Below are 13,300 nucleotides of genomic sequence, written 5' to 3' on the forward strand. Positions count from 1 at the left end.
CGCACCTAATTTTTTAGCAAAGTCAATCATATCTGGATTTCCAGATGTTGAAAGCATAACAGTAGGTAAGGAAGCTAAGCGAGGAATGATTCGCAGATTTGATAAAGTTTCCAAGCCGTTCATTTTCGGCATGTTCATGTCCAGAATGATAAGACATCTATCAAATACTGTTTGCGACTCTAGAACCGTGAGAAGTTCCTGCCCATTCTCTGATTCCACAATTTCGATGTTTGGATCTATGGCTTTGATCGCCTCTATCATTAATAGGCGATCATCGGCATCGTCATCTGCTAAAAAGAAAGTTGTACTTCTCCTCATATGCAAAGATAAAATTTTTATCGAACGCCTTATCTCTATCAACTATGCGCTCTCAACAAGGTGATTCCCAGACTCCATATGTAACCGCTCGAGGTGGCCAAATTAATCGGTCGTTAAAATGAAATTTGGAATGTTGTAAGAAATGGGGGTTTGGAGCTTATGAATGCCTTTGGGAGTTTGATTTACTTTGAATCGGGCACCTTAAACTGTACTTCCGGTTGACTTAGATACACATACAAACTGTCGTAAGTATGTGAACAAAGACTACCTTTTCTGAGATTAACAGCTCGTTCGAATATCTATTGTATGTTAAATGACAGAATGCTGAACAGGGGTACGTTGTATTTCAGGCGAAATTCTTAGAAAGTGGGAGTGTACGCTGAACTGTGTCAGGATTTGATCTTGTGAGGTTCAGCCTTCGAAAATCAGCGGGACAGTTCCGTTTATCGGCAAACATGAATGACGTAGCCGTTAGCAAGGATTATGTGTTCAAGGCTGATCGTTGTCATATTACCAAAATAAGCCGCAAAGAGATTATCAAACGGTATTTACGGAAAAAATAGTTTGGTATTGTAAATATTTAGATCAAAATTCGCGGTTCATTTTGAACCCCCTGTATAGATTAGTGAAAGCGCAACGAGTTATCAATCAGACAATCAGCTTCATGCTGGCTGCTGCCATGCTTTTGGTGGTCGCAGGTGCCTGGTGCTGGTCTGATTACGCGGGGTTAGGCCAGAATTTTGCTGGTAAGAATAAAGAAATTGCGCAGAAAAACGCTCAAGAACAGGCATCCAGCCAGATCAAGGCAAAAGTAAGTACCTTATCTATGGAAGCGGTTATTGCGCCAGCCGTTTCATTTGATTTCTCACATTACATTTACTTTTTGCCACAACTGGCCTGGCATTTTGTCGCCCGTAAGCTTGCCGTCAGGTTTGCTTTTCAGGAATCATTTTTCCTGGTTTCCTACTTCCAAAAAATTTTTGGAAAGTTTGTCGTCACCAACGCTCCCTGAACACGGGGAGGCAATCGCCGCATTTCAGTATTTATACTTTCAATATTTTACAGCCTGCACCAGTGGTTTGCATTAGGCTGCAATCTCTATTTGTTTATGAATGTCAATTAATTTTTTCTGAAAAATGACTAATAAGAATGGAATAATAGGGCTTACCATTGTAATTGCCCTCATTAGCGTCTATTATCTGTCGTTTACTTTTGCTTCACGCAACTTCAAAGGTAAGGCAACCGCCTACGCAACCGACGCAAGAGGAGAGGTAGATATCACGAAGAAACAGCGCTATATTGATTCATTGTGGCGTGAAGAAGTGTACCTGGGGCACACGCTTCAGGAAGTAATGGAGCGCGAACTTAACCTGGGCCTTGACCTTCAAGGCGGTATGCACGTGGTATTAGAGGTAGCACCTGCGGATATTTTGAAGGGAATGGCTGGTGGAAATGCACGCAGTTCAGCATTTCAGGCTGCTCTTAAAAAAGCGGGCGAGGATAAGGCGGCAGACAACAAAACTTTCATTAACCGTTTTGTGGCTGCTTACAAGGAAGCTGCGCCCAATACCAGTCTGGCTTCTGTGTTTGCAACCAGTGCAAACCGCGGCAAGATCAGCAGCAACTCGTCAGATGGCGATGTAGTTAATATGCTAAATACGGAGATCAACGGTGCTATTGACCGTGCGTTTCAGATCACCCAGGCACGTATTGACAAATTTGGCGTTACCAACCCGAGCATTCAGCGTTTGCCAGGCCAGAACCGTATTTTGGTGGAATTGCCAGGCGTAGATAATCCGGAGCGTGTTCGCCGCCTGCTCTCAGGCGCTGCGAAACTTGAATTTGCAGAAGTATATCTTACTAACGAATTGGGCGCAGGTCTGGAAGGTTTGGGCAGATATTTGACCAAGCAAGCGGAAATTGAGAAAGCAAAGAAACCTGCTGCTACTGCAACTACTGATACTACCAAGAAGACAACAACCGGCGGTTTGGCTGAGCAGCTGGCACAAAAAAGCGATTCAACGCAAAGTGACTCGGCGGCTATTGCGGCACAGACTGCGGCAATCACAAGCCTGTTTGTTCCCATGCCGCAAGGATTGGGTGTTTACCTGAAAGATACTGCGCGCGCCGGAGAGATTTTGCGCCGTCCTGAAGTGCGCTCGTTGTTCCCGGCTGACCTGGTTTTTATGTGGGACCGGAAAGGAACAGAAGCAGGTGGTAACCAATTAATCCTGCCTTTATATTTTATTAAAAAGGCAAATGGCGAAGCAGCGATGGAAGGCGACGTGATTGTGGATGCTACCCACGACTTTGATGAAAGGGGCCGCCCTGAGGTGACCATGCGTATGAACGGCGAAGGTGCCCGCAAGTGGCGCTCACTGACTGCCCGCAGCATCGGACGCCCGGTTGCGATTATAATTGATAACCTGGTTTACACGGCACCGACTGTACAGGGAGAAATTCCAAACGGAAACTCAAGCATTACCGGTAGTTTTACAGTTGAAGAGACCAAGGATATGTCTAACGTGTTGAAGGCCGGTAAGTTGCCAGCTCCGACACACATCGTAGAAGAGGCAGTTGTAGGTTCTTCACTGGGTGCTGAGGCGATCAACGACGGTTTGATTTCATCTGCAGTTGGTTTATTGATCGTACTGGTATTTATGATCGCATATTACAGCAAGGCCGGCTGGATCGCTGACATTGCATTGCTGATCAACCTGTTCTTCCTGCTCGGTATTATGGCGTCACTCGGCGCAGTATTGACGCTTTCCGGTATCGCGGGTATTGTGCTTTCGATTGGTATGGCCGTAGATGCGAACGTACTGATCTATGAAGGTATTAAAGCAGAAATAGAGGAAGGCAAACCCTTTCGACAAGCAGTACGCGACGGTTTTAAGAATTCCATGAGTGCAATTATTGACTCAAACGTAACCACGCTTTTAACCGGTATTATCCTTTATACATTCGGAACCGGATTGGTACTTGGTTTTGCAACTACACTGGTATTAGGTCTGCTTACTTCTCTTTTTACTGCGATTTTAATTACCAGATTATTGCTTGAACACCAGATCAAAAAAGGTAAGACCTTTAACTTTTACACCGGCCTGACTAAAAACTGGTTTAAAGACAACAACTTCGATTTTGTATCTCAGCGTCGCCGTTTCTACATTATCTCTAGCGTAATCATCGCGATTGGAGTTGGCTCGTTCATTTTCAAAGGATTTGGACTGGGTATTGATTTCAAAGGCGGCCGTTCTTATGTGGTGCGCTTTGAAAATAATGTAGATGCAGACGAATTGCGTGATAAAATGGATGAAACACTGGGTTCTGCCACTGAGGTAAAAACTTTTGGTGGACAAGATCAGGTGAAAATCACCACGGCATATCTGATCGAAGAAACTACACCAGATGCGGATCAGCGCGCAGAAGCGAAGATCATGGAAGGTGTTAAGAAGATCAGCGGTAACTTAGCCAAAATCGTAAGTTCAAACAAAGTAGGTCCGACCATGGCAAATGACACCTTATGGTCGGCTGTGTATGCGGTATTGCTTGCACTGGCTGCAAACTTTATTTATATCCTGATCCGTTTCAAAAGGGTAGCGTTCAGTTATGGTGCGGTTGTGTCGCTTGCGCACGATGTGATTATTATCCTGGCGATCTTCTCATTGTTCAATGGAATTCTTCCCTGGTCACTAGATATCGATCAGGCGTTTATCGGAGCGATCCTGACAATGATCGGTTACTCAATGAACGATACCGTTGTAATTTATGACCGTATCCGGGACTACCTGGCCGACGATAAATCACGTGGCCAAAGCTTGCCGACGGTTATCAATAATGCATTGAATAGTACATTAAGCCGTACCGCAGTGACAGGTGTCTCGGTAATTCTAGTACTGATCGTCTTGATGATTTTCGGAGGGGCTGTGATCCGCGGATTCACATTCTGTATGTTGCTTGGTGTAATAGTAGGCACTTACTCTTCGCTTTTCGTAGCTGCGCCGGTCGTAGTTGACCTGCTGCAACGCGACCAGAATAAAACGCCTGCACTGGCAACAGCAGAAGCCGCCCCTGTGGTAACAAAGAAAGTTAAAGCTTAAATAAAATCGACTAGTCCTAAAAACCGAGACAGGTTTTAGAACAGGAAACTACAATTTGGGAACAGTTAGCGGACTGATGTTTGCTACTGTTCTTTTTCTGTATGTTCTCAGTTTGATAATGCTCTTCACTTTCCATATCGATGTGCTTGTTATGTATCGATATTTCGGGACGAGACAGCAAAATTTCCTTATTTTAGGTAATACTATATTTCCACATAAAATATTGCCAACCTTTATTTATGAAGAAAATTTTTCAATGGACTTATATATCACCTCTTTTCGCCTGGTTTTTTTACTTGGTATTGCCAACTGAGGCCGGCTTTTTTGTCACATTATTGGCCGTAGCTGCTTTGATTGCTGGTGTACTTTCGGCAGTCCATCATGCAGAAGTAGTAGCACACAAAGTAGGCGAACCCTATGGTACCATTATACTCGCAATTGCCGTCACATTGTTAGAAGCTTCCATCATCGTCTCGCTGATGTTGACCGGAGGTATCGGTGCCGAAACTTATGCGCGGGATACACTTTTCGCGGCGGTTATGATTATTCTGAATGGAATCCTGGGTATAAGTATGTTTGTCGGTGCACTCAAATTTAAGGAACAGAGCTTTGAAACAAAGAGCGTAACCATTGCGCTGGTAAGCCTGGTGTCCATTCTGGTACTTACCCTGGTGCTGCCCAATTTTACGACCAGCAGGGCGGGTCCTTCGTACAGTGCGCCGCAGCTTATTGCAACTGGTGTTTGTTGCCTGGTTATCTACGGGTCATTTTTATTTACGCAAACGATCAGGCACCGCAAGTATTTCCTGGCAGGCGTTACCGGCGAAGAAAAGTCTGTTACAACAGCAGAATCCTTTGTTAGTCTTGTCCTTTTGCTGGTTTGCTTGGGGGTAGTCATTCTATTGGCTAAAAACCTCTCCCCGGTAATCGAAGCCGGAGTTATAGCAGCTGGCTTGCCCACTGCATTGGTTGGTGTAGCTATTGCAGCTGTTATTTTATTGCCCGAAGGGATCGCCGCTATCCGTGCTGCACGACGTAACCAGTATCAGACAAGTATAAATCTTGCATTGGGTTCGGCATTGGCGAGTATCGGACTCAGTATTCCAACCGTAGTAATTGTGTGTACACTCATGGACTTGCCACTTGTATTGGGATTAGATATGAAATCGATGGTTCTGCTTGTACTTTCGGTATTTACAGTAATGCTTTCGCTAAATAAGGGACAGACTAATAGCTTATATGCAATAGTGCTTTTGGTTAATTTGATGATGTACATATTTACAATCGTATTCCCTTAAATTTTTTTCTGTCTTTAAAGCGTCATCGAATTAGGTCCAGGGCAAAGACTAGCACAGCATACCTAATCTCATATGCTAGTGCAGCTTCATTCAGATTATATAACTTCTTGTCATCAAGCGGAATTTTCTATCCTGACAGGTTCCCTATTATCAGGATTGGCCGGGTATCTGCTACTAAGCACAGTTCCGGCTTGCAATCAAAAAACAAGCATTCATGTATAAGACGCTGGAAGAAATACAATTAATTGGCGAAAGTGCCATGCTGGTGGCCAAGGCGTTGGGTGAACTGGCCACCACGATCCGGCCCACATTTTGAACAAAATGTCTGTGTCAAAAAGGGGAAGCACTTGTCTTGTCTGACTACTCTATTATCGAGCGAACCAAACAAGCGAACACAAACCTGAATACAACCCACTACCAGCCCTAAAGGGCTATATTCATTTATTTAACTGCCCAATCATGGAATTATACTATTCATTTTCAGCATTGATTGTCGTCTCATCAATCTTTGCATACATCAATGCCCGATTTTTGAAATTGCCATCTGCAATAGGTATTATGGTAATCGCATTGCTTGTCTCCCTTGGCTTGCTGGCTACCGATACGCTTTTCCCTAATATATTCGGGCGTGTCACCTCGCTGATTTCTAGCATTGATTTCACAGAAATCCTAATGGGGGCGATGCTCAACTTTTTACTTTTTGCGGGTGCTATCCATGTCCATCTTGAAGACCTGCGAGAGCAGCGCATCCCGGTCATTATCTTTTCAACGATCAGTGTGGTTATTTCAACACTGGTGGTCGGATTTGCGATGTATTATATCCTGCCAATCGTTGGTTTGGGAATCCCGCTTATCCAATGCCTTCTGTTCGGGGCACTCATCTCGCCCTCGGACCCGATTGCCGTCCTGGGCATATTGAAACAGGCGGGCGTGCCCAAATCCCTGGAAACGAAAATTGTTGGGGAATCACTGTTCAACGATGGTTTAGCAGTTGTACTTTTTATCGTCCTGCTGGCCTTGGCGCGGGGAGAAGAAGTAAATACTTCTTTCAGTGGGATTTCCTGGCTGCTGGCCAAAGAGGCATTGGGCGGTATTCTTCTAGGTTTTGTGCTGGGCTTTATTGGTTCACAAATGATTTACCGCGTTGATGGCTATAATGTGCACGTCCTGATTACATTGGCAATTGTAATGGGGGGACATCTGGCAGCCCAGGCACTACACATGTCCGGGCCTCTTGCTATGGTTTCAGCTGGGCTCGTTGTGGGAAATTACGGCAAACATCTTGGGGGTGTTACAGAGTCTGAGCGCGACTATATTGACAAGTTCTGGGAGTTAATCGATGAAATTTTGAATGCAATCTTATTTTTGATTATTGGGTTTGAATTGTTGTTAATACCTGATTTGAAGCGGTATGGCCTCATTGGTGCAGTCACAATCCTAGTAGTGTTGATGGCCAGGTTCATTTCAATCTACCTACCGGTCAAAATCATCCCTTTTAATAACAAATTTGGTAAGAAGTCCATGACTTTGCTGGTATGGGGATGTCTCAGGGGCGGTGTATCGATTGCCCTGGCATTATCCATAGACCAAGATCTAAACAAGGACCTGATCCTTGCTATTACTTATTTCGTTGTTTTGTTTTCTATTATCGTCCAAGGGCTAACTGTTGGCACTTTGACTAAGAAGATGGAAAGCTTGTAAACCATGGTCAAAGTATTTGCCTTTTGGCCAGGACGCTACAAAATCGTCATCGGATTTTTCGCTGATGCCCGCAAAAATGTAGGGAATTGTCGCCCTGCAGAACTCTGGATTGCTCTCTTATTATATGATGCATTGGTGCGTATGGAAAACCTCAAAAAGGTAGAGGGTTGAAAAGTAATGAATCCAACGAGTTCAACCGCTCGATTGGGACTTCTACCGAGCTTTTCCGGGCAGACAGGGCAACTTATATAGAAGTTTTACTTGCTCAGCAGAATGCATTGCAGGCGATGCTGGATTTAATCGATGCACGGAAGTTCCAATATCAAACTTCAATTAATTTATATAAAGCGTTTGGTGGCGGGTGGAGATGATCCGTAATTGCCAGGGACAACAATGTCCCTGGTTTTTGCATATTTATTACCGACAAAATGATTGTCAAAGCTTCTGAATGAGCAGTATTGAAAGAGCTTAGTTCCGTGAGTAATTTCTATTGATCGTAGGTTTTTGTTGAACTATTTAATTTTCCCGTTTACAATCTTGTTAATGCATTATGGTCATTCAAGTCTTAATTACGTTCGTTCTTGTCCTGTTGAATGGATTTTTTGTTGCAGCAGAATTCGCTATCGTAAAGGTGAGGGCATCTCAATTAGAGCAAAAAGCTCAGGATGGAAACCGTTTCGCTATTTTATCAAAGCAGATTGTCGCGCATCTGGATGGATACCTGGCCGCCACCCAGTTTGGGATTACCTTGGCAAGCTTAGGCCTAGGCTGGATCGGTGAACCGGTTGTATCCAAAATTTTGATTAGCTCCGCTCATTCACTTGGCTTTTCAATTGAGCCCGAACTGGCCCATCAGATTGCATTGCCGGTTGCTTTCGCAATTATAACGGTCCTGCATATCGTCTTTGGTGAGCTTGCCCCCAAGTCAGTGGCAATACAGCGCCCGGAAGCAACAACCTTATTTATTTCATATCCGCTACACGGGTTTTACATCCTTTTCAAACCCATCGTTTGGGTGCTGAACGGAATTGCCAACATCATATTGAAGGCAATTGGCATTACCCCGATCCATGGAAGCGAGGTCCACACCAGCGATGAACTGCGCTATTTGGTACATCAACAAAAAGAGAGCGGGCTGATACAAGCAGCAGATTATGACCTTATCAAAAACGCCTTTAATTTTTCTGAAAGAATTGTCCGGCAAATTATGGTACCTCGTAACCAACTTGTGGCCATTGATAAAAATACTTTACCGAAGCTGAGTTGGAACGGATTATACAGGAGGGCTACTCTCGGGTCCCGGTATTTGAGGACTCAAACGATAATATTGTAGGGATCATTAACTTGAAGGACCTGCTTTTAAAAAACCGGAACAGGGAGTCCATTCTTCTAAACGATCTGATTCGGCCGGTGGAAATGATTCCGGAATCAAAACCGATAGGCATTCTACTTCGTGAATTTCAGGGAACCCGTCAGCACATGGCCATTATCATCAATGAATATGGCGGTGTAGAGGGAATTGTAACCATGGAAGATATATTGGAAGAGTTGGTAGGCGAAATTCAGGATGAGTACGACAATGAAAATGCCATTCTAAAAAGAGAAGCAGACAATTCTTATATCGTTCAGGGTTCGGCTTCGCTCACTGATTTGAATGAGTACCTGCCAGAAAGCATCCACGTCGATGGTGACTTTGAAACGCTTGCTGGTTTCTTGATCTCAAAGCTGGGAAGGATCCCTGTTACGGGTGACAATGTCAAAACCCAAGATTATGAATTTACAATCCTTAAAATGCACCGCAGTAGCATAACGTTGGTGCGGATTATGACTTTGCCGACCATACTATAATCTGGAAAGGGTGAACGAGACTTTAACATTCCTGCTGATCGATGAAAATGAAGATGGGCATTTAATTTTCAGCCAAGCGGCCAAACAAGCCTTCCCTCATGTGGCTTGTTTCTTTGTCAATAGTTGTGATCAAGCAATTTCCTTTGTAGAGCGCAATTCGATCCCGAATCCTGATTTAATATTTATAAACTGGGTTGCACCCGACCAGCCAATCAATGGCTTGCAACGCTTCCAATTAGCAACTGAATTGAAAGGTGCTCGCATCATCGGTCTGACGGACAAAAGTCCGAATACCACCTTGGAACCATAAGCGGGTACACCGCCTCTATCAAGCTTTAAAGCTCAATAAGAAACGAAAAGGTAAGCGTAAGGTTGCCAGACCGGGTTAAACAACCGCTGGTTCAGCCTGCGCAGATAAATGATACTTGGAGCGTGACTTATGAGTGATAGCATGGTCGGGATCCGTAAATTTCGGACGTTCAATGTGATCGATGATTGCTCTCGTGAGGTCTTGGCAATTGAGGTCGACACCTCACTGTCATCGAAGATGAATCATTAAACCTTTGGAGCGAATTGTAGAAAGTAGAGGATTGCCCAATGCCATTAGATCGGACATTAAAAACAACATTGGCAGCTAATTTTTTGAGATGTTATGAATCGAGGGGTTACCTGATTAGGATAGTCTGCGTGTTTTGATTGCCTTCACCCACTCGTCCATTTTGCACCTGTTACATTGTTTTTTGCTTTCTTCAATGTGCTCAACATTTCCACAAAAGCAGCAGGCATATTCGCCTTCCTTGCTGATCACTTTAAGTTTCTCTTTATAAAGCTTGGGCATCACTGGTAAGCCTGATTTGACTTCATCATCTTCGTAGAACAAAAAACTAATGTTTCCATTTGGTTCTAGAATGGCGGTACGTACCTGTCCCAGGTGCTCGATACTTTGTTGACGCATTTCAGAAAAGAATTCGTCTTTTGCATGGTTTTGATCACCAGTGTCCAAATTAAAAACACCGTCTTCAATGATGTAGATAGGATCTCCTTCCAGTACGCTTTCGAATTTTTCGTTCCTTACGGCAAACCAGGTAATCAGGCGATAGAACCCAAGAATTGTAATGAAGACCAAGAACGCAGGCAGGATCGCATTTTCTTTATTGGACATCGGGTCACCGGCAGCGGAGCCTAAACCGATGATGATTGCCACCTCAAAGATCGACAATTGTCTGACCCCCTTTTTTCCTGACATTCGAAGAAAAACTAGAATGACGGCAAACATGATAAAAGTGCGAAGGATAATTTCAAGAGCAAATTTCCAGTCCAGGTCGTTAAGAAATAATGTTTGCCAATCCAAAGTGTTTCTGATTTAGAGAGTTAATAACTTTTCAGGGCCTTTTAAAGAATTGTACCAGTAAAATTAAAAATACTGGTTTGAGATGAATCCTTAAAACCTAGATCCGGCTGAGCCATATATGAAAAGTAAGCTTTCAGATAGACTCCAAAAAAGTCGTGGATGCCTAGCCTTTGAATAAAGGGCCAAGGGTATCGGAGCTCGGTTGCGGACCAGGTGGCGCCGCCCGCTCAGTTGAGCAAACACTCGTGCGCAGCAATTCAACGATCTGTCATTTGGTATGCTACTGGATCGATTGACAGTTAACCAGTCTTCAAGTATCCAGCAGGTATTGCACGTTTCCAAAATAGATTTACTTTCTATATAACGGCAGAGCCCTTTACTTATGGTGTGCCTAATTTTATCGTCTTTCCTGGTGCTAAGAGCGCCATTCCGGGGCTTAAAAAAGCCTTTGGCTTCCATCGTTTTGTCCACATGCCTGCCAACTATTTTAGGCCACCAACCACCCATATTTGAGGAGACCTGAGGTGGCTCCAAAAAGCGGCACACATTTTTTGCACAACATGATGCAAAATGAAAGACAAAAAATTGGTAAAAACTCGTAGAAGCTACGATGCTGATTTCAAGCAGGAGATGACCAGAATGCTGGCTTCCGGCAGAAGCGCTAAGGAAATCTCGTAGGCATTTGGAATTGCCGAGAAGCGGTCCGCCGCCGCGGGTTCTCTATCGTTGGAGAAGGATGGCAAAGAAAAAGACGAAATCAAATAGCGAAGAAAATGGTAACGATAAAGCAGCAAAGCTGGCTGCTGAAGTTGCAAAACTACGTGCTGAGAACGAGCGCTTAAAAACTGACCGGGAAATCTTAAAAATGACCGTAGGTCTCTTGAGCCAGTCCGACTCAGGGATGTCTATGAGCTGATATACTCTCTTTCTCGGACGCAAAAAATCAATTATCTGTGCTCACTTTTCGAAGTTAGTCGAACAGCCTACTGTCGTTACAGGCATGGGAAAAGCCATAACGTTGATAAAAAATATAACCGGCCAAAGCATGAGATTCGGAAGGAGTTTGTCCGGAATTTCAAACGATACGGTAGTAGACGCATTAAGGAATCCTTGAAGCAAAAGGGGATAAAAATTGGTCGCAGGAAAGTTGCTGAAATCATGCGTAAAGAAGGATTGAGGGCTATTCAGCCGCCGAATTTATTCCAAGGACAACCGATAGTTGGCATGGGAAACGGGTATCTCCCAATCTTTTGCTGGGCCAGCCCAAACCAACCAGACCTAATAGTGTGTGGGTATCCGATATCACTTACATATCCCTGAAAGGCGGCAAATGGGCGTATCTGTGTGTCTGATTGATCTGTTCTCACACCAGGTAGTTGGCTGTTTTAATTCCAGTAACAATATATACAGCTTTGTAACAGGTCATCTGGCAAAATTCGGAATATAAAACTTGCTCACCAGACTGTCGGGCCGTTGGCTGCACAGGCATATAAAGCTGTCTGATATCAACGGATGTTTTCAACTTCATGGGAATCCGAATTTTCCGGAATCATTAGATTATAAATGAACTTGATAACTAACAAGCAAAACACCCTTATCCATTTGCCGAATATTGGTGGGTGCCAATGCTGGAATATTCATGCCCTCAATGAAAAACCGCTGGCCTGTTCCTAGCACAACGGGATGTATAAGGAGCTGAATCTCATCAATCAAGCCTTTTTCGGCTAAAAACTGCACCAACTTCGCGCTGCCATTCACATGAATTATTTGATCTGGCTGCCTTTTCAATTCGCTGATTTGATTGAACACGTCTCCCGAAATGATGGTCGTTTTATTCCAACCTGCATCTTGCAGGTTGTCAGTAACGACATATTTTGGTGTTTCGTTAAGTTTTTTAGTTATCTCAAAAAGCTCAGGATCCGTATTATGAGGCCAATACGCAGATAATTCATCATAGGTTTTGCGACCATATAAGATTGCCGTGTTGGCCAATGTGGTTTGCTTAATACACTGCTGTCTTTCTACACTATCAAAGGGAAAGAACCATTTATCGAAAAGGTTAGTATCGAAAATGCCGTCCAATGAAAGCCACTCGATTACTACTAATTTGCCCATAAATCAAAAGTTACTACGTACGGAACTAAAAAAATCATTTCTAACCACAACTCCTTTGCTTAAAATACATTATAGAAGGAAATGTACCCAAAAAAAGGCCGACAGTACACTTTAACCCCGTGAGTGTTGCATAACTAATCTTCTTACAATCCACCGCAGTTTGACCGTCAGTCATCGCGCTGAGAATTATCCAGGCGATTGAGTAAAAGTCTCGCCGACCACCAGCCATGATATAATACTCCCAAAAATCTGGACAGCTACTTAAATTTCTATTTTAGTAGTTGACTATGAAAAAGGAACGCAGAAAATTCAGCGCAAGCTTCAAAGCCAAAGTGGCCATTGAAGCTATCAAAGAGGTTCAGACCGTCCAGGAACTAGCCTCCAAGTATGAGATTCATCCAACGCAGATAGCGGCCTGGAAGCGGGAGTTTCTGGAAAAGGCGGAGCTCGTGTTCAGCAAAGAGGTACCGACGGCTGGGAATGACACTGAAAATACAAAGGAGAAAGAATTGTATTCCAAGATCGGAGAACTTCAGGTTCAGGTAGATTTTTTAAAAAAGGTCTTGGGG

The 13,300-nt window shown here is 43.8% G+C and carries 15 protein-coding genes; 12 read left to right on the forward strand and 3 right to left on the reverse strand.

All coding sequences use genetic code 11. The features are described from left to right. A partial coding sequence (locus Q369_RS0121625) for a response regulator (RefSeq protein ID WP_031529832.1) occupies positions 1-318 on the reverse strand: 318 nt, incomplete at its 3' end. 664 nt (positions 319-982) lie between these two features. Between Q369_RS0121625 and Q369_RS0121630 the strand changes: the two genes are divergently transcribed. The 9 genes from Q369_RS0121630 to Q369_RS0121670 all read left to right on the forward strand — a co-directional run bounded on the left by Q369_RS0121630 (position 983) and on the right by Q369_RS0121670 (position 9,575). After that, on the forward strand, positions 983-1,330 hold the full coding sequence (locus Q369_RS0121630) for a hypothetical protein (protein WP_229206912.1): 348 nt from the start codon (positions 983-985) through the stop codon (positions 1,328-1,330). Between the two features lie 124 nt (positions 1,331-1,454). Continuing rightward, on the forward strand, positions 1,455-4,418 hold the full coding sequence (secDF, locus tag Q369_RS0121635; protein ID WP_031529834.1) for a protein translocase subunit SecDF: 2,964 nt from the start codon (positions 1,455-1,457) through the stop codon (positions 4,416-4,418). A gap of 239 nt (positions 4,419-4,657) precedes the next feature. Next, positions 4,658-5,716 (forward strand): calcium:cation antiporter, encoded by a 1,059-nt coding sequence (locus tag Q369_RS0121640; RefSeq protein WP_031529835.1) that lies wholly within the window; start codon positions 4,658-4,660, stop codon positions 5,714-5,716. Positions 5,717-6,175: 459 nt separating this feature from the next. Further along, complete coding sequence (locus Q369_RS0121650) at positions 6,176-7,417, forward strand: cation:proton antiporter (RefSeq protein WP_031529836.1); 1,242 nt, start codon at positions 6,176-6,178, stop codon at positions 7,415-7,417. Between the two features lie 3 nt (positions 7,418-7,420). Further along, positions 7,421-7,588 carry a hypothetical protein gene (locus tag Q369_RS29105; RefSeq protein WP_157488275.1) on the forward strand — a complete coding sequence of 56 codons (168 nt, stop codon included), beginning with the start codon at positions 7,421-7,423 and terminating at the stop codon, positions 7,586-7,588. Further along, a complete protein-coding gene (locus Q369_RS0121660) occupies positions 7,585-7,788 on the forward strand; it encodes a TolC family protein (RefSeq protein WP_031529837.1) in 204 nt (67 codons plus the stop codon). Before Q369_RS29105 ends, Q369_RS0121660 begins: the two co-directional genes overlap by 4 nt. A 179-nt stretch (positions 7,789-7,967) precedes the next feature. Further along, positions 7,968-8,750, forward strand: coding sequence for a hemolysin family protein (locus Q369_RS29585; protein WP_229206913.1), 783 nt, complete (start codon positions 7,968-7,970; stop codon positions 8,748-8,750). After that, positions 8,681-9,265 (forward strand): hemolysin family protein, encoded by a 585-nt coding sequence (locus Q369_RS29590; protein ID WP_229206914.1) that lies wholly within the window; start codon positions 8,681-8,683, stop codon positions 9,263-9,265. The genes Q369_RS29585 and Q369_RS29590 overlap by 70 nt, the downstream gene beginning before the upstream one ends. Positions 9,266-9,275: 10 nt before the next feature. Further along, the gene (locus Q369_RS0121670) at positions 9,276-9,575 is read left to right on the forward strand and encodes a hypothetical protein (RefSeq protein WP_031529838.1); all 300 of its coding nucleotides are present in this window, start codon (positions 9,276-9,278) and stop codon (positions 9,573-9,575) included. Positions 9,576-9,938: 363 nt separating this feature from the next. Here Q369_RS0121670 and Q369_RS0121675 read toward each other — a convergent pair whose 3' ends face one another. Then, the gene (locus Q369_RS0121675; RefSeq protein ID WP_229206915.1) at positions 9,939-10,511 is read right to left on the reverse strand and encodes a DUF421 domain-containing protein; all 573 of its coding nucleotides are present in this window, start codon (positions 10,509-10,511) and stop codon (positions 9,939-9,941) included. Between the two features lie 841 nt (positions 10,512-11,352). On the opposite strand from Q369_RS0121675, the gene Q369_RS0121685 reads away from it, so the two are divergent. Both Q369_RS0121685 and Q369_RS29595 read left to right on the forward strand, forming a co-directional pair. Then, a complete protein-coding gene (locus tag Q369_RS0121685; RefSeq protein WP_031529840.1) occupies positions 11,353-11,532 on the forward strand; it encodes a hypothetical protein in 180 nt (59 codons plus the stop codon). A gap of 134 nt (positions 11,533-11,666) precedes the next feature. Further along, positions 11,667-11,936 carry an IS3 family transposase gene (locus Q369_RS29595; RefSeq protein ID WP_445438680.1) on the forward strand — a complete coding sequence of 90 codons (270 nt, stop codon included), beginning with the start codon at positions 11,667-11,669 and terminating at the stop codon, positions 11,934-11,936. A gap of 237 nt (positions 11,937-12,173) precedes the next feature. On the opposite strand, the gene Q369_RS0121695 is transcribed toward Q369_RS29595, so the two are convergent. After that, entirely contained in the window at positions 12,174-12,731 is a 558-nt protein-coding gene (locus tag Q369_RS0121695) for a dihydrofolate reductase family protein (RefSeq protein WP_051664206.1), read from the reverse strand. A gap of 287 nt (positions 12,732-13,018) precedes the next feature. Between Q369_RS0121695 and Q369_RS0121705 the strand changes: the two genes are divergently transcribed. After that, positions 13,019-13,300: transposase (locus Q369_RS0121705; protein ID WP_031529843.1), on the forward strand; the 282-nt coding region annotated here is incomplete at its 3' end.

The organism is Dyadobacter crusticola DSM 16708, assembly GCF_000701505.1.
Classification (GTDB): domain Bacteria; phylum Bacteroidota; class Bacteroidia; order Cytophagales; family Spirosomataceae; genus Dyadobacter; species Dyadobacter crusticola.